The organism is Pseudomonas sivasensis (assembly GCF_021391435.1).
In the GTDB taxonomy this organism is placed as follows: domain Bacteria; phylum Pseudomonadota; class Gammaproteobacteria; order Pseudomonadales; family Pseudomonadaceae; genus Aquipseudomonas; species Aquipseudomonas sivasensis.
In genome coordinates, this window is record NZ_CP090029.1 from 2,622,333 (window position 1) to 2,639,983 (window position 17,651).

Annotated in this window: 9 protein-coding genes; 6 read left to right on the top strand and 3 right to left on the bottom strand. The window is 59.4% G+C overall.

The features are described from left to right. Positions 1–230 precede the first annotated feature (230 nt). Positions 231–2,717, top strand: coding sequence for a TonB-dependent siderophore receptor (locus tag LRO94_RS11835; protein WP_122763627.1), 2,487 nt, complete (start codon positions 231–233; stop codon positions 2,715–2,717). Between the two features lie 98 nt (positions 2,718–2,815). On the opposite strand, the gene pvdO is transcribed toward LRO94_RS11835, so the two are convergent. Genes pvdO through pvdM form a run of 3 tightly spaced genes read right to left on the bottom strand, consistent with a single transcriptional unit; the run spans position 2,816 to position 6,351 of the window. Beyond that, positions 2,816–3,688, bottom strand: a complete 873-nt coding sequence (pvdO, locus tag LRO94_RS11840) for a dihydropyoverdine dehydrogenase (protein ID WP_032885336.1) — start codon at positions 3,686–3,688, stop codon at positions 2,816–2,818. A gap of 32 nt (positions 3,689–3,720) precedes the next feature. Then, entirely contained in the window at positions 3,721–4,989 is a 1,269-nt protein-coding gene (pvdN, locus tag LRO94_RS11845; protein ID WP_179179173.1) for a pyoverdine-tailoring periplasmic protein PvdN, read from the bottom strand. Positions 4,990–5,007: 18 nt separating this feature from the next. Then, positions 5,008–6,351: a pyoverdine-tailoring dipeptidase-like protein PvdM gene (pvdM, locus tag LRO94_RS11850; protein ID WP_233897024.1), complete on the bottom strand. Its 1,344-nt coding sequence runs from the start codon at positions 6,349–6,351 to the stop codon at positions 5,008–5,010. Positions 6,352–6,494: 143 nt separating this feature from the next. Here pvdM and pvdP point away from each other — a divergent pair, with 143 nt between their 5' ends. The 5 genes from pvdP (at position 6,495) to LRO94_RS11875 (ending at position 17,313) form a co-directional block, all read left to right on the top strand. Beyond that, complete coding sequence (gene pvdP, locus LRO94_RS11855; protein ID WP_095185963.1) at positions 6,495–8,123, top strand: pyoverdine maturation tyrosinase PvdP; 1,629 nt, start codon at positions 6,495–6,497, stop codon at positions 8,121–8,123. A gap of 415 nt (positions 8,124–8,538) precedes the next feature. Beyond that, positions 8,539–10,233: a ShlB/FhaC/HecB family hemolysin secretion/activation protein gene (locus LRO94_RS11860; RefSeq protein ID WP_032885332.1), complete on the top strand. Its 1,695-nt coding sequence runs from the start codon at positions 8,539–8,541 to the stop codon at positions 10,231–10,233. An 18-nt stretch (positions 10,234–10,251) separates the two neighbouring features. Further along, positions 10,252–16,278 (top strand): two-partner secretion domain-containing protein, encoded by a 6,027-nt coding sequence (locus LRO94_RS11865; RefSeq protein WP_179179172.1) that lies wholly within the window; start codon positions 10,252–10,254, stop codon positions 16,276–16,278. Between the two features lie 288 nt (positions 16,279–16,566). Continuing rightward, positions 16,567–16,854: a hypothetical protein gene (locus LRO94_RS11870; protein ID WP_179179171.1), complete on the top strand. Its 288-nt coding sequence runs from the start codon at positions 16,567–16,569 to the stop codon at positions 16,852–16,854. Next, positions 16,855–17,313 (top strand): hypothetical protein, encoded by a 459-nt coding sequence (locus tag LRO94_RS11875; protein WP_179179170.1) that lies wholly within the window; start codon positions 16,855–16,857, stop codon positions 17,311–17,313. The last annotated feature ends 338 nt before the right edge of the window (positions 17,314–17,651 follow it).

Genomic DNA, 17,651 nt, shown 5'->3' on the forward strand with positions numbered 1-17,651 from the left:
AGGCCGGTGCGCCGTTCCCTTCCCATGGACGCTTTCATTTCTATGAGCAGGCGTGCTCGACCCTCAATGCCCCTGGCGGTTGAGGGTTGAGCGCGTTTAGAGGGGTGGTAAAAAAAAGCAGGTAAATGAGTCTGGTTTTCATTACCTGAACCGTCTTATTAACCAGAGGCGCTCAAAGACGCCACTAATTTCTGCCAAACACACGCCTCATTGTTCAAGGATTGCTGTCGATGCCTTATCTCCTTTGGTTGTCTACGCCCAAGCATTACGCGCTGAAGAAATTGCCGCAGACCGTGCGTCTGATGATGTTGGGCGCCGCGCTGGCTGTGCCGGCTGCCGCCACATTGATGCCGAGCGTCGCACTTGCCCAGAGTGAAGCCGGCAAGGTTGCCTTCGCGATTCCGGCCGGTAAATTATCGGATGCGCTGATGTCATTCGGCTCGGCGGCCGGTGTCTCGATTTCCTACGATCCAGCGATCGCCAGCCAGCGCTCCACTCCAGGGTTGAAAGGGCAGTTTGGCGTGGATGAAGGCCTGTCTCGACTGTTGTCGGGCAGTGGCTTGCAGGCCAGTCGCGAAGCCAGCGGCAGCTATATCGTGATGGCGCCATCCAGCGGTTCGGCGCTGAACCTGGGCGCGACGACGATCAGTGCCGAGGGTCTTGGGGAGACGACTGAAAACACCGGTTCGTACACCACGGGGGCAACCAGCACCGCCACCAAGCTTCCCTTGTCCCTGCGCGAAACGCCGCAGTCGGTGAGCGTGATTACCCGTCAACTGATGGACGACCAGCATCTTTCGACGCTTAACGAAGTGATGGCGTTCACGCCGGGTATCAGCATCAACCACCGCGACAGTGAGCGTTACACGTTTTACTCCCGTGGCTTTGCGATCCAGAACTTCCAGTACGACGGCATCCCGTCCCAGGTGGCCAACGAGTCCCAACAATACGTAGGCGCAATCTCGGACATGGCCATCTATGACCGTGTCGAAGTGGTGCGCGGCGCGACCGGCCTGATGAGCGGTGCGGGCACTCCGTCGGCCACCATCAACCTGGTGCGCAAGCGTCCGACCAAGGACTTCCAGGCCTACGTTTCCGGAGAAGCGGGGGCGTGGGATCGCTACCGCTCCGAAGTTGACGTCTCGGGTCCGCTGACAGAAACCGGCAATGTGCGTGGACGTTTCGTCGCGGCTTATCAGAAGCAAAATTCGTTCATTGACTGGTACAGCCAGGAAAAGCGCGTGATGTACGGCGCGTTGGATATCGATCTGAACGACAGCACTACGCTGCGCACTAGCCTCGACTACCAGAACAACGACGCCGAAGGCACCAGCTACGGGCATATCCCGCTGTTCTTCAGCAATGGCAAGCAAACCAATTTCTCCCGTTCATTCAACCCGGCCTCGCGTTCGAGTTACATGGACAACACCAGCTATAACTTCACCGCCATGCTTGATCACAAGCTGGACAATGACTGGAGCCTGAAGACTGCCTACAGCCATCAATACTCCTACCGTAAAGGCCAGGGCGCATCGGCAAGTGGCGGCTACCCTGACCCTGTGACCGGTGAAGGCACGGGCGTATTTATTTACCGCCTGGACAGCTACCAGACCCAGGATACGCTCGATACCTATGCTTCCGGCCCGTTCAACCTGGGCGGTCGCGAGCATGAGTTGGTGGTGGGTGCCAGTGCTTCGCGCACTCACCTGAACTTCCCTAACTACGCCAGCCACAATGATGACGGCGACTACGGTTCGGCGAATATTTTCAACTGGGACGGCCGTGAGTACGGCAATCGTGAGTATCAAAAGGATGGCGGTACCGTCACGACCTTGCAGCAGACCGGCATGTACGGCGCCCTGCGTTTGAAACCGTTCGATCCGCTGACCATCATTCTGGGTACCCGGCTCAGCTGGTGGAATCAGGATGACGAGGTCAAGAATTATCTCGATGGCACCAAGACGACCGACAAGACCAAAAAGACCGGCGTTGTCACGCCGTATGCCGGTATCGTCTATGAGCTGAACGACACCTATTCGGCGTACGCCAGCTACACCAGCATCTTCTTGCCGCAGACGTTCTACAAAACAGCGTCGGGCACTTCGCTGGCGCCGCTTGAAGGCGACAACTACGAGATCGGTCTCAAAGGTGAGTTCTTCGACGGTGCGCTGAACGCGAGCGTCGCGGTATTTGAGATTAATCAGAAGAACACGCCGGAACAGTCGGGCACGGATTCTTCGGGCCGCGCTGTGTACAAGGCCATCAGTGGTACCAACACCCGTGGCGTCGAGACCGAGATCTCGGGTGAAGTGGTCAGTGGCTGGAACGTGTTTGGTGGTTATACCTACCGCGAGTCCCATGACAAGGACGGGGGTCGGGTGCAGACCAACCAGCCGATCAACCAGTTCAAGTTCGGCACTACTTATCGCCTGCCGGGTGAGTGGAACAAGTTGACTGTCGGTGGCAACGTGACCTGGCAAAGCGAGATGTACGCTGCATCGCAAATCAACTACTCCGGCCCTTACTACAAGGCAACGCAGGATCCGTTCGCCGTGGTTGGCTTGTTGGCCAAATACCAAGTGGATGACCACCTGAGTGTGGGGCTGAACGTCAACAACCTGTTTGACCAGAAGTACTACGACGGCATGGGCACGTTCAATTCGGGCTCCTACGGCGAACCTCGCAACGCAATGATCAACGCCAAGTACGCGTTCTGATCACCGGGAGCCGGCACGTGTGCCGGCGCCCTCCAGACATAAAAAAACCGCCTGGCTCATGCCAGGCGGTTTTTTTTTGCCGGTTTCAGTGTGCGTAATCAGAGATCACGCACAACCCTGAAGCCGATCCAGTCGCCCCGCGTCTGCGGGTAGATAGTGTTGCGGTTGCCCGAGCGCGAAAATACCGGTGCTTCACCCCAGTCATTGCCGCGAATCTGATAGGACTCGCAGTTAGGTTCTACCCAGGCACTGCCGTCGGCAGGGGCGCCGATGTAGTTGGTATGTTCGCAGTCGGCGACGCGCTCGTAGACGTTGCCGTGCATGTCGTACATGCCGAACGCGTTCGGCGGGTAGCTGCCCACTGGCGACGAGTAGCTGTAGCCGTCCGCAGGCCCGTAGGTGTTGGCGTGTTCGGCGATGCTGTAGCCCTTGCCTTCATCGAAGGGGAACGGGAAAGGCCCGGTGGAACCGGCACGGGCGGCGTATTCGCGCTGGGCTTCGCTGACCATTTGGTAGTGTTGGCCGGTCTTTTTCGACAGCCAGGCGACGTAGGCCTTGATGTCGTCCATGTCCATGCACACCGCCGGCTGACGTGGGCCTTGTGGGTAGCGCGGCTTGCTGGCGATGCATTCGCGGCCGGGGCGGGTGTCACCATTGGCGATCTTCACGCCGGTCTGGCGCACATAGCTGTCCCATTCACCGGCAGTGATGTGGAAGCGGCTCATGGCGAACGGTTTGGCGAAGGTCACGTCATGCATCGGGCCTTCATCCGGCTCGCGACCGACCTCATCCTCAGGCGTCCCCATGGTGAAGGTGCCGGCGGGCAGCACGACCATTTCCGGGCAGTCCTTACAGTCCTTGAACACTTTGCCCGGCTGTGGCGCGGCGGCCTGGGCCACGCCTGGCAGCAGGGCGCTGCACAGGGCGGTGAGCGCCAGAGTGGTCAAGGGTTTGAGTCGGAATGGAATCATGTGGGCATCTCGTTCAAAGGGAAAAGTGAGCGTCACACCCGCTGGCGCAGCAGGGTCATGAACCGCTGGATTTCGTCGGCGTTATTGAGCAGGCCAGGCGAGGTGCGAATCACGGGGCCGACATCACGGTCCACCGAATCGATCACCACACGGTGTTTCATCATGTGGGCCACCACTGCTTCACTGTCCTGGCCGTTGATTCGGAAGAAGGTGAAACCGGCGGACAGCGCGGGGTTGCGCGGGGTGACCAGCTCGACCTGTGGCTGCGCCAGCAATTGGTCTTTCAGCTCGGTATTCAGTCCATGGATGCGTGTCTGCACCTGGGCTTTGCCCAACTGCAAGTGCAGCTTGAAGGCTTCATCTGCGGCCCAGCGATGCTCGAAGGCGTGGTAGCCGCCAGGCGTCATGCTGGTGGCGAAGTCCTTGTCCTCGGAGAAGGTCGGCACCATCGGCGTGACGTATTTGTTCTCGGGGTCGCGGGCGCACACCAGGCCGGTGCCGCGCGGGCCGAACATCCATTTATGGGTGCCGGCGATGAAGAAGTCGCAGTGCATGTCGGGGAAATCGAGGTTTTCCACGCCGAAGCCGTGCACGCCATCCACCACGTAGAGGATGCGGTCTTGCTCATCGCGGTTGCGGTTGTGCTCGTCCACCAGCTTGCCGATCTCGCCGATGGGCAGCTTCACGCCGCTGCCGGACTGCACCCAGGTCATGCCCAACACACGGGTGTTGGGACGGATGTTGCGCTGGATATTGTCCAGTACTTCATCGACAGAGACTTGGTTGGCGTTGTCGAACAGTGTGATCCGGCGTACCTGTGTGGCTTGCTTGAGCACACGAAAGTCCAGCACATTCTGGGTGGCGTAATGCTCGTGAACCGTGGTCAGGATTTCCTGATCGGGCCGTACCTTGATCCCGCCATAGATCATCGCCAGCCCTTCGGAGGTGCTGCCGGTCAAGGCGATCTGCGGGGGAGAGGCCTTCAGGTAGCGGCCGGCCCATTCGCGCACCTGGCCTTCACGCTTCCAGGTTTCCTGCAAGTCCCAGTCCATGGCCAGCCCAGGGTTGCGGTCGATCTGTGCGCGGTAACGCTCAATGGCTTCGCGTACCGGTTTGGGGTGCGAGGTCACCAGGAAGTTGGAGAAGTGCAGGTAGTCCGGGTCTTGGTTGAACAGTCGCTTGAACCCGGTCCATGGGTCTTGTGTTGCGGCTGCTTGCGCCTGAGGCAGGATGGCAGCGCCCAGCGGCAGGCTGGCGGCAAGTACCCCAGCCTGCTTGAGAAACGTACGGCGGTCGGTCATGGACTGGCTTCTAGAGGGTTAACGGTTGGCCAATGGTTTGGCAGCTTTTTGTACTTGGTCCCAGACCCGCAGGAAGTTGCCTCCCCACAGCTTGGCGATGTCGGCTTCGGAGTAGCCGCGCTGGATCAGCTCGGCGGTGACGTTGCGGATTTCGCCGACGTTGTTCCAGCCGTCGATGCCACCCCCGTCGTTGAAGTCCGAAGACAGGCCGACGTGGTCGATGCCGATCTTGCGCACGGTGTAGTCGATCGCGTTGCCCAGGTCTTTGAGGGTGGCCTTGGGTTCCTCGTCGAGGATGCCGTACAGCGCGCTGGCGTACTCGCCGAACCGCTGCTCGGGCCAGGCAGCGATGATGGGATCGCCTGGCATCAGGGCCATGGCCAGGTTCGGCAGGGGCGGCAGGTCAAAACGGGCGCGCAGCGTGTTGAGCTTGTCCTGGGTTGGCTGGCTCAGCGGGCGCAGGTAGGCCGAGAACGCCACGATCTGCACCACGCCGCCACTGTGCTTGATCAGCTGTAATTCCTTGTCGCTGAGGTTGCGCGGGATATCCACCGCCGCACGCGGCGCCGAGTGGGACGCCACCATTGGTGTGCGGCTCAGCTGCGCCACCTGTTCCAGGGCCTTGGTCGACATCTGCGACACATCGATGATCACACCCAGGTCATTGAGACGGTGCACGGCTTGTTTGCCGATGTCGGACAGCCCGTCGAGCGCATCCACCGAATCATTGAAGAATGGCAGCGGGCGCGATGAGTCCGACCAGGCGTTATTGCCCACATAGCTGAAGCCGAACATGCGCATGCCGCGCGCGGCCCACAGGTCCAACTGGTTCAGATCGTTGCCCAGCGGGTAGGCGTTGAGCATGCTCATAAAGATCGCGAACTTGCCCTCGCCATGCAGGCGCCGGAAGTCGTCCGGGGTGTAGGCGATGGCGACCTGATTGGGGAAGTCGCGCACCATGGCGCTGATGATCTTGTAGCGCACTTCCTGTTCATGGCGTGCCGCTTCGACAAACCCTTCGGTGGGTTTGTGCGGTGCGTTCGGGCCGTTCCAGATTTCCGGCCAGCCGAAGATGGTCAGGGCGGCGCCGGACAAGCGGCCCCGACTGGCCTTGACCAGGTCAAATTGATCGCTGCCGTCCTTGTCCGCTTCTTTGCCTGCGGTGCCGAAATCCACCGGCACAGTGATATGGCTGTCGAACGACAACAACCGATCCTGCATCTCGTTGGCCTGCTTGATCACCTCCAGCGAGTAGCCGGCGTTGCCCCTGAACCAGTGATGCCAGACCAGCAAGCCAGCGCCGACGGCCAGGGCCAGCGGCAGGCCGATATACAGCGCCTTTTTCGAACGTGATTTTGTCATTGCCATCTCAGTCAGTTGAGGCCTTTGCTATCTGGGAAGAACGAGCGATGAGCGGGGAAATTTAGGCGGGCGAGACGGCGGCGGTAAATTTCCCCTGCCAGCAAACGTTCTAGCTCTGATCAAGCCGTTTCCTAAGGTAAACAATGACCATCTCTCGACGTGGGTTCATCGCAGGCCTCGCGCTCACCGGCGCCGCTGTGCCGGCAGCTTTCTATGCCCATCGCGAGTGGACGCGTGAAGAATTCCCCATCACCCCCGGCGAAGCCACGGTCGATCTGGCCGACACCGCCGGCCAGCAACTGGCCAATACCTTGCGTGGCGTCTGGAGCCTGCGCCTGGAAGGCCGCGACGCTGGCCTCAAGGGCCTGCCGCTGCAAGGCTTGGAACTGCTGCTCGACATCGCCCCCCGTGGCCGAGGCCTGCGCGGCTACCTGGACACCGCCGCCAACCTGCGTGCCGAAGGCGAACCGCGTTACCGGGTATTGGGTGATTTGCTGACGGGCGAGGGCGCGTTGCTCTACTGGCGGCTGATCGACCGCGACTCGGCCGATGGCAGGCCCGCCTATGAATTCAAGATGACCCTCGATGAAGTCTGGGCCGACTTCGGCAACGCCGGCAGCGGCACCCTCAGCGGGCAGATCCTCGACCTGAATCGCCCCCTGGCCCTGACCGAACGCGACAACCGCTTTATCGCCCACAAACAGCTGTTTCCCGAAGCCCGCGAGCGTATCGGCCATAACCCGACCTTGCTCGCCTGGCTGATCGCCCCCGAACACCGCCTGTTCCACCAGCTGTGGCACGCCACTCGCGACCAATGGCACAAACTCTCCGAAGAAAAACGCGATGCCCTGCGCGGCATCGGCTGGCAGCCCGGCCCACGGGGCCAGGAGCGCGACGCCCGTGGCAAGCGCAAAGATCGCAACGGCTCGGGCATCGATTTCTTCTTTATGCATCGGCACATGCTCGGCACTGCACGCGCCATGCAGGACTTACCCTCTTGGCCGGCCTTCCCCGAACCGCAACCGGCGCTGGAGCGTGATCGCCTGGGCTTTGTGCGCTACTTCGACAACCACGATGGCTTCGCCTTGCCGCCCACCTGGTTGGCCCCCGACGACAGCGAATACACCCAGTGGGTCAGCGACATCAAGTCGCAAGAGACGTACCACAGCAACTTCCAGGTCTGGGAGTCCCAATACCGCGACCCGCGTTACCTGGCCAAATACACCTTGGGCCAACTGGGTTCCGAGATGGAACTGGGCCTGCACGACTGGCTGCACATGCGCTGGGCCTCCGTGCCCCGCGATCCCTCCAACGGCGCGCCAGTGCCCTTTGCCCGCGACCCGGCAGACTTTGCCGCGCGGTGGTACGCCGCCGAAAACGACTTCCTTGGCGACCCGTTTTCCTCCCACGTAAACCCGGTGTTCTGGCACTTCCACGGCTGGATCGACGACCGCATCGAAGACTGGTTCCGCGCCCATGAACGCTTCAATCCAGGCGAAGTCAGCCGGCTGGAAGTCAACGGCGTAGCCTGGTTCGCCCCGGGCCGCTGGGTCGAAGTCGGCGACCCGTGGCTCGGCCCGGACACCCACGGCTGCAGCACCACGCCGGGGTTGCAAATGGGCAAGTCGATGGAAATGGACCCGGAGACCATGAAGCTCGCGTTGCGTATTACCTTTGGTGCTGACGACGATGCGCTCACAGGGTTGTTCAAGCGTGTGCCGAAGCGGCCGTGGTATGCGCGGCATTTGAAGGTGAAGGCGCGGGAAGCGTGACCGCTTGTCGATGAAACTACGATTTTTACGATGTAAAACGGTAGCTGCGGGGTATTAATCTGCGGTTTTCGTTTTCAGGTAAGCGCAAAAGCCTGATGGTTAAGCGTCCTGCGTTGCCTCTCTGACAAATTGGTTTATCCATTCCTATCTTTTTTCCGATGTGCTTGTAGGTTTGAAGATTTCGAGTGGGAGAAAAAACCATACGTTTCTTTTTTTATTCTTTTTTCCTGCTCGGTACCTGATCTTTTCCCATGTTTTTGGGAAAAATCTGACGGACTTTTTAACGCTGCGTGACAGATGTAGGAATACCCTTCGCAATCCTGAGATTTTTGTAACCTTTCTGCTTTTCCTTTACCAATTCAGCCTCGGCAAGCTGCGTGCTCTTTCCATATGAGTACCAGTGAGGGTGAAAAGGATGTCAGCCGTTTTACGACCCGCGTTACTTGGCGTGGCGCTGCTCTGCGGTCCACTTCTTGCCGCGGCGCAAACCTTACCGGGCGACAGAGAGCTGGCCCGCGAAAGACAACAGCAAGTGCTGGAAGAGCAGCGTCGACGTCTGGACGAACTGCAAAACCTTCCTGGAAAAGCCGCAGTACGCACCGCACCTGCTCTGGTTGAAGACGGCCAGTGCGTGACCCTCACGCGCATCACCGTTGAAGGTGCCACCTTGCTCTCCGAGGCAAAGCGCGAGGCCTTGCTTGCTCCCTGGTCGGGGCGCTGCCTTGGCGTTCCTCAGCTAAACGAGGTGCTCAAAAGCCTCACCGACCATTACCTGCGCCGTGGCTACGTCACCACCCGGGCGTACCTGCCGCAGCAAGACCTGAAAAACGGCGAGCTTAAAATCATCGTGGTGGAAGGGCGCCTCGAAGGCCTCGACAGCTCATCACTGGCCAGTCCCGCCGAGTCAGCCATGACCTTTCCTGGCAGCGTCGGTGACGTGCTGGATCTACGCGAGCTGGAGCAATGGGTCGATCAGCTGGGACGCTTGCCCTCGCGCCAGCCGCAGCTTGAGTTGATGCCGGGCCAAGCGGTGGGCGGTAGCCGTGTCGCACTCAAGGGCGAACGCTTCAAGCCCTGGCGCGTCTCGGCTAACCGCAACAACCATGGAGACGAAAGCACCGGCCGCCAGCAGGCCGGTCTTGGCCTTGAATGGGACAGCCCTTTGGGGCTGGCGGACCAACTGAGCCTGCGCGCCAACCGTGACACGGTCAGCGACCATTGGCGACATTCCGAAAGCCAAAGCCTGTTCTACAGCTTGCCGTATGGCTGGTGGACCTTCAATTTCAGCCACAGCCAAAGCTATTACCGCACCCGAAATGACGCGTCCGGCTTTGCCTTCGCGTTGTCCGGCGACACCTCCACCCAGCAACTTCGCGCCGAACGCGTGCTACACCGCGACAACCTCGGCAAGACCGCGCTCAACATCGGCCTGAGCCACCTGCGTACACGTAACTACCTGGAAGACGCGTTGTTGCGCACGTCCAGCCATCGCATCACTGAGCGCCAGTTGGGGTTCAACCATGGGCGTCGCATCGGCAATGCGTTTTTCAACCTTGATGCCGGTTGGCAGCAAGGCATCGGCGCGTTGGACGCCCAGCGCGACCTCTCCACACGCTCCGGCGCCCCCACCTCCCGCTATCAGAAATACAGCCTGACCCTCAGTTACCTGCAGTCCTTTCGCTGGCTGGACCAACACTGGAGCGTCGACAGCCTGGCCACCGGCCAACGTGCCGAAGACGAACTCTATGGACCACAACGCCTCAGCGTCGGCGGCTTTGGCGCGGTGCGCGGGTTCAGCGAACAGAATCTCTCGGGCAACAGCGGCGGCTACTGGCGCAGCCAACTGCGCTGGCGCCACGCCGTGGGTTGGGACGCCTTGCGCCCGTGGGTGCACGAAGTGGGCGTCGGCTTCGGCTACGACGTTGGGGTTATTCGCCGTGGGCCGCACAACCCCGACGTGGCCGGGCGCCTCACTGGCAATGCCTGGGAACTCAGCGCGCGCGGCCGGCACCTTGCCGCATCGCTGGTATTCGCCCGTGCTCTGGAGCGCCCGGCCGTGATCGAGCACCGCGAGCACCCGATGTACGCCCGAATCGACCTGTTCTTCTAACAACAAGGAACCTTGCCTATGGACGCGCGCAGCCCCTTTAACCAGTGCCTGGCCCTGAGCCTCGCAGGTATTTTGTTTCTCAACCCGATCGTCTCGGCTGCCGCGCAACTGAGCGTCGACCCCGCCAGCCCCGGCACCAGCATCGATCAAGCGCCCAATGGCGTGCCGGTGGTCAATATCGCCGGTCCCAACGGCAGCGGCTTGTCCCATAACCTGTTCACCGACTACAACGTCGGCAGCAACGGGTTGATCCTAAACAACGCCACGAATGCCACGCAAAACACCCAGCTCGGTGGGGTGATCCTCGGCAACCCCGGCTTGCAGGGGCAGGCAGCCAGCGTGATTCTCAATGAGGTCACCGGTGGCAATCGCAGCCACCTGGGGGGCTACACCGAAGTGGCCGGACAGGCTGCGCGCGTGATTGTCGCCAACCCCCATGGCATCACCTGCAATGGCTGCGGTTTTATCAATACGCCACGGGCGACGCTGACCACTGGCAAACCAGTATTGGACGGCGGGCGTCTGGATCACTTTCGCGTGGACGGCGGTGATATCGCCCTGGAAGGCGCCGGACTCAATGCGCGCAATGTCGGTCAATTCGATCTGATCACTCGCACCGCCAAACTCAATGCGCAGTTGCACGCCGACCAGCTCAACATTATTACCGGCCGCAATGATGTCAGCGCCGACAGCCTGCAGACTCGTGCCCATGCCGATGATGGCCGCGAAAAGCCGCAACTGGCCATCGACGCCAGCGCCCTTGGCGGCATGTATGCCGGGGCGATTCGTCTGATTGGCACGGAACAAGGCGTGGGCGTAAGGCTGGCCGGGGATATGGCGAGTACCGCCGGGGACATAGTCATCAATGCCAACGGTGGCCTGAGCCTGGCCCACACCACCAGCGTCGGCGCGTTGAACGCCACGGCCGCGTCAATTGAGTTGCAAGGCCCAACCTTTGCAGCGGGAGATGTGGACCTGCAGGCGAAGGGCGATCTGGTGGTTCAGCACACCCTCGCCAGTGCAGGCAATGTGCACTTGCAAGCGGCAACCGTGAGCAATCAGGGCAAGGTGGTCAGTGGGATTCAGGAGGACCAGCGTATTGCCGGCAAGCAACTCAGGATCACCGCCGAACGCCTGGACAATCAAGGTGAGCTCAACGCAAGCGGCCATTTGGACATCAAGACCGCTGTTGTCGACAACAGCGGCAACATCGCTGCAGACAGCGCGAAGATCGAAGCCCACCAACAAATAAACAACAGCGGGCAGATCGTCACCGCCCGCGAACTGAGCCTATCGGCTCAACAGGTCAACAACCAGAGCGGCACGCTCCATACCGAAGGCCACCTGAATCTCATTGCCGATGCTGTCAGCAACAGCGGCAAGACCGTCGCGGCAGGCAACATTACCCTCGCCGCAAACACCTTCGACAACAGCGGCGAACTGCTCAGCGATGGTGACCTGCAACTTACCCTTGACGCAGATCTGCACAACAGTGGCCTGATCGCCGTGAAGGGCGATGCCACTCTCAGCGCCCGCAACCTCATCCAGAACCACGGCCAGATCCTCAGCGGCAACGACATCCAACTGCGCGTACGTGATGTGCTGCACAACCTCGGTGTGCTGAGTGCGGCCCGTCACCTGCAGCTCAACGCAACCCAACTGAATAACGACGGCAGCCTGGGCAGTCAAGGCAACCTGCTGATCAGCGCCAACGTGGCCAATACCGGACTGCTGTTCAGCGGCGGTGACTTGCACATACGCGGCGAGCATTTCAGCAACCTCGAAGGCGACGTCTACAGCGTTGGCGATTTCAGTTTCGCCGCCGCCGACGGCGGCCAGGCGACGAGCTTTCGCAACCTGTCCGGCACCGTGGAAAGCGAAGGCAACCTGCACATCAAGGCGCTTGAATTCGAGAACGCCCGCACGGTGCTTGCTCTTGAGCGCGAACTGGTCGGCGGCAGCATTCAATGGGTTTGTGGCCAGCACTGTGACGGCGATGACAGCTTCAAGCGCGGCACCATCTACATCACCGAAACCTGGCGCGAAACCGCCGCTCCCGGCTCCACCAAGGCTGCCCGCCTGGTGGCCGGTCAACAGTTGTATATCGACGCCGACACGTTGGAAAACCGCTACAGCCTGATGGCCGCCAACGGCGACATGCACCTCAGCGCGCGTCGCTTGCTCAACCAGGGCGCCGCCTCACAAACCGGCCTGTCTAGCACGATCATCGGCACCCCTGGGCGCATCGACAAAGCCCTGTGGGACCAGATGGAGTTTCACGATCTGCCGGCCTTCAACAGCGCGCCTTTTGATCCGTTGCGCTTTGCCGAACTCAAGGCCCGTTCCGAAGGCCCCGGCTTCAGCAACCCCGGCACCCTCACTACCTGGCGTGAAGACGGCCGCGAAGTGTACGCCGCCACCCTTCAAACGGGCGGCAGCCTCAACCTGAACGCCACGCAATACCTGCAAAATGGCACCCTGCGCGAAAACACCCTGGCGCAGCTGATTGGCAAGGTCGGCCACAACCCCAATGACCTTGAACTGAGCCCCGATCGCCTCAGCGATGACCTGACCCGTCCGCCTGAGTTTCACTTGCCCAACGGCGAGTACGGCCTGTTTATCCCGAGCAAGGATCCCGGCAGCCCGTACCTCATCGAGACCAACCCGCTGTTCACCCACCTGGGCAATTTCCTCAGTTCCCAGTACCTGCTCGATAAGATCGGCTACAACACCGACGAGGCGTGGCGCCGCCTCGGCGACGGCTACTACGAAAGTCGCCTGATCCGTGACGCCGTGCTGGCCAAGACCGGGCAACGCTTTCTCGATGGTCAGAACAGCGATGAAGCGCAGTTTCGTCACCTGATGGACAACGGCCTCAGCGCGCGCGACAGCTTGCAACTGAGCGCCGGCGTCGGCCTCACCGCGCAACAAGTCGCCGCGCTGACCCACGACATCGTATGGATGGAAAAACGCCAGGTACAAGGCGAAGACGTGCTGGTACCGGTGTTGTACCTGGCGACGGTTAACCACCAGAACCTGCGTGGCGCCAGCCTGGTGCAGGGCCAGGACATCAACCTGGTCAGCGGCGGCGATATCGTCAGTGTCGGCACGCTCAGGGCCACCCAGGACCTGACCGCCATGGCTGATGGCAGCCTGCTCAACGGTGGCTCGATGACTGCAGGCGAACGCCTCAGCCTGCTGGCCACCGACAGCATCCGCAACGCTATGGCCGGCGAAATCCGCGCCAGCCACGTGGACCTCACCAGCCTCACCGGCGACATCGTCAATGAGCGAACCGCCCACGCCCAATACCAGGGTGACGGCACGCTCATCACCCATCTCGATCACGCAAGCCAGATCAGCGCGGGCCAGCAACTGGCTCTCGATGCCGGGCGCGACATTAACAACCGAGGCGCCATCAGCAGCGGCGGCGACGCGAGCCTGACCGCCGCCCGCGATATCAACCTCATCGCTGTCACCGACACCCAGCAAGTGCGCACCACGCAAAACGGCGGGCACCTTGTCACCCAACACAGCCGTACCGAACACCTTGGCGCCAACGTCAACGCCGCCGGCAACCTGAGCCTGCAAGCCGGCGGCGACATCACGCTGTTGGCGAGCCAGGCCAATGCCGGCAAAGACCTCAGCGTGGCCGCCGGCGGAAACATCAACCTACTTGCCGCCGCCAACGAAACCGACCACGAGGTACACAGCAAACGCAACGGTGCCAAGACCCACGAACAAACCACCCAAGTGCGCCAAATCGGCAGCCAACTCAACGCGGCCGGCAACCTCACGGCAACGGCCGGGCAAGACATCCTGCTGCATGCCAGCCAAGTCACCAGCGGCAAGGATGCTTACCTGATCGCGGGCGGACAACTGGAGTTATTGAGCGCCAATGACAGCGACTACAGCCTGTACGACTACGAGAAAAAGGGCAGCTTTGGCGCGATCAAAACCCAGCGCGATGAAGTCACCGACGTACGCGCTGTCGGCAGCCAGATCAGCACCGGCGGCAGCCTCAACCTCGTCAGTGGCGGCGACCAGTTGTACCAGGGCGCGCGGCTGGAGAGTGGTGCGGATATCACCATTAGCAGCGGTGGTGCAGTGACCTTTGAGGCGGTGAAGGATTTGCGCCAGGAGAGTCACGAGAAGAGTAACAACAGCGCGTTCTGGGTTTCATCCAGGGGCAAGGGCAGTACCGACGAAACGCTGCGGCAAAGTCAGTTGGTTGCCGAGGGCAGTATTGCGATCAAGGCCGTTGAAGGTTTGAAGATCGATATCAAACAGGTTAATCAGCAGACCGTCAGCCAGTCCATCGAGGCAATGGTCAAAGCAGATCCACAACTGGCTTGGCTCAAGGACGCAGAAAATCGCGGTGATGTGGACTGGCGCCAAGTCAGGGAGGTGCACGACAGCTTCAAGTACAGCCACTCGGGGCTAGGACCTGCGTCGCAAATCATCATCGCGATTGTGATGTCGGCGGTTATCGGGCCAATGGCTGCCGCCGCCGCAGGGGGCGGTGTGGGGGGCGCCATGGTAGGTGCTGTAGCAACAGGCGCCTCTACCAATGCCAGCGTCAGCGCGATCAATAACCGAGGCAATCTCGGCGCCGTCTTCAAGGACGTGACGTCCTCCGACGCGATGAAGGGGTACGCCGTTTCGGCAATCACCGCTGGTCTGACTGTGGGGTATTTTGATCAGTGGACGGGGGCCCAAACCAATATGGCCCTAGAGAAAGTCACTGCATCGGGCTCGCTGAACACCTGGACTGGCGTCGGCCAATTTGCGGCCAATCAGGGGCTGCAGAATGGCACGTCTCTGTTACTGAATAAGGCGCTGGGGCAGGGCGCAAGCGTCAGTGATGCATTGAAAAGCGCGCTGTTCAATACACTGGCTGCAGCCAGCTTCAACCTGGTGGGCGATTACACCAAAAACGTCCTCGCGGATGGTTCGGCGCCGAAGGTAGCGATTCACGCCATGGTCGGTGGACTGCTGGCAGAAGCCACGGGCGGAGACTTTAGAACTGGTGCCTTGGCCGCCGCTGCAAGCGAGGCGTTGGTCACCCAGCTGGATTCCTTGGTCAAGGGGAATGACAACCTGTTGACGATGAGCTCACAAATCGTCGGCGTGTTAGCGGCTGCAGCAAAAGAAGATACGGATGCGGCCGCGCTGGAGAAAGGCGGTTGGGTTGCAAAGAACGCAACGCAGTACAACTACCTGGCACACAACCAACTTGAGCGAGCCGCCAAACAGATAACCCGCTGCACCGATGCCTCCTGCATCGAAGACACCACACGTAAGTTCAAAGAGTTAAGCCTGCAGCAGGACATTGACGCTATTGTCGGCTGCAAGGCTGATCCCAGGTCTTGTGCCGCATTGTCCAAAGAAGTCGCCAACACCATGGCGAATCTGGACGCCATCAAAGACATCGCTGAATACGCCTCGCCCGGTGCCCGGGATGCGATACAGAACCTCATCAACGGCAATTTTGAGTTCCAGGAAATGCTGGCGACAGCCACGACCGAGCATTCAGTCGGCGCCATGGTCGATTCGATCAAGGCGAAATGGGAGCTGAGCGATAGCCAGGCGAAGGACATTGCGGATAGTCTTAAGGTTGCGCTGGCTGTAGGGTTGGGTACTGTTGCAGGGGGGGTGGCTTACAAACGGGCTGTGGCGGGTGGTGCAAAAGTAACAGGTGGTGCAGTAGAGCTAACGTTTGACAAGGCTACCCGGACTTGGACAACTCCAGCTGGTCTAGACTATGGACAAGGATCGGTTCAAGGAAACAGAGTTTTGCATGTTTTAGAGCATGCGGAGCCGAATCCTGCCAAGACAACACATAGCGTCTTTAGTATGGACAGAAAAGAGATTTTAGGCGCTGTCGATGAAGCATGGCTCAAGAAAGGTAGTCCTGTAGTAGGTGATCCGGGTGCATATGTTGTCCCGATGGGCCGAGCGATTGGTACTTCGGGAGAAACGAGTATTAAAATTATTGTTCGGCCTGGGACCAGTCAGGTCATTACCGCCTATCCTGTTAAATAGAGAAGTTTTATATGTTGTGTCCAAGGTGTGAGCAGGGAGATATTGTCAAAGCTGAAATTATAGCTGACAACACTTGCTTGTTCGTATGTCAAGAGTGCGAGGCCTCATGGTTTTTATACGAAGACATTGGGGTTAGGGCCTTTTTCGACTATGGGACTTATATGGAAAGTCTAGGGCTAAAACCACTATGGAGTGAGTTGAAAATTATTCCTGAGTAGGTGCAAAAGGCGCAGGTGAAGTTGCCTCTATAGGCGGAAAGACCTGTGTTTATACTGTGTTGTTGATGGCGTGACTCGTTATGTTGGAATAACCGACGACATAGTTAAGCGCGGTCAAGCTCACCTCAGAGAAAAAGGCATCACGATTGACAGAATAGAGGGTTTACAGAGCCTTTCACGTGCTGACGCACGGGCAGTCGAGCAAACACTGATCGACTACCATGGCCTTGGTAAAGATGGCGGCACGTTAATCAATAAGATTAACTCTATATCGTCTGTCAAAAATCCGACTAAGTATGAGCAGGGTTTGATTCGCGGCGCCGAGCTGCTGAAAAAAGCTGGATATGAAGGATTTTAAATGGCTAAGAAGGTAAAGCTGGGCGACATTTTGCAGGTGTTAACCTCGCAGGGTGTCGCATATGCGCAAGTTACTCATAAGTATCCGGAATTTGGTTTTTTAATACGTGTTTTCCCCGGTTTTCATAATGAAAAACCAAAAGATTTTTCGGTTGTTGTTGATGGTGAACCACAATTTTCCGCATTTTTTGTTGTTCAAAGTGCGGTAAATCAAGGCCTTCTATCCGTTGTGGCAAATGTTCCGGTTCCCGAAAGGTTACAAGTGTTTCCTACGTTCCGTTCCAGGAATGGCGGGCCGGGAGGCTCTATTTGGCTATGGAATGGAAGCGAAGCACTTCCGCTGGAGAGAGAGATTAGCTCGGAAGAGCTGAAGCATTCCACAAGAGGAATTATCAGTGCGCCATTGCTTGTTGAGCGTATTGAAAAGAATTACAGAGCCGAGACCCATGAGGTTTGGTGAGTTGTAGAAGTTTCAACTTGATCTGACACTTTCGACACCGGCCTTGCGCCGGTGTTTTTGCACCCTATCTGCATCCTGATTGCACTCTTTTTGCATCCTTTCTGCAGTCAAGTTGCATCCCTTTTGCACCCTCCCTGACGACCTACGGTCTAGCTGTCCTGTTGGTGCAAAAGGAATGAGTCGCCCCGCATCCTCCAGACACCTCGCAAACAGCTCGCCGGATAACGGCAGAAAATTACGGAACCATCTCGGCGTCCCCTTGTCCCCGCTTCCCATGTCACCCCCCACCCCCCAAATCCCTTAATTTCCTACCCCTACCGGAAGCCTCTCCAGGCCCC

What these genes read in the sequence shown, in the direction of transcription:
- LRO94_RS11835 (WP_122763627.1), top strand. Translation starts at nt 231, where the DNA reads ATGCCTTATCTCCTTTGGTTGTCTACGCCCAAGCATTACGCGCTGAAG.
- pvdO (WP_032885336.1), bottom strand. Translation starts at nt 3,688, where the DNA reads ATGATTCCATTCCGACTCAAACCCTTGACCACTCTGGCGCTCACCGCC.
- pvdN (WP_179179173.1), bottom strand. Translation starts at nt 4,989, where the DNA reads ATGACCGACCGCCGTACGTTTCTCAAGCAGGCTGGGGTACTTGCCGCC.
- pvdM (WP_233897024.1), bottom strand. Translation starts at nt 6,351, where the DNA reads ATGACAAAATCACGTTCGAAAAAGGCGCTGTATATCGGCCTGCCGCTG.
- pvdP (WP_095185963.1), top strand. Translation starts at nt 6,495, where the DNA reads ATGACCATCTCTCGACGTGGGTTCATCGCAGGCCTCGCGCTCACCGGC.
- LRO94_RS11860 (WP_032885332.1), top strand. Translation starts at nt 8,539, where the DNA reads ATGTCAGCCGTTTTACGACCCGCGTTACTTGGCGTGGCGCTGCTCTGC.
- LRO94_RS11865 (WP_179179172.1), top strand. Translation starts at nt 10,252, where the DNA reads ATGGACGCGCGCAGCCCCTTTAACCAGTGCCTGGCCCTGAGCCTCGCA.
- LRO94_RS11875 (WP_179179170.1), top strand. Translation starts at nt 16,855, where the DNA reads ATGGCTAAGAAGGTAAAGCTGGGCGACATTTTGCAGGTGTTAACCTCG.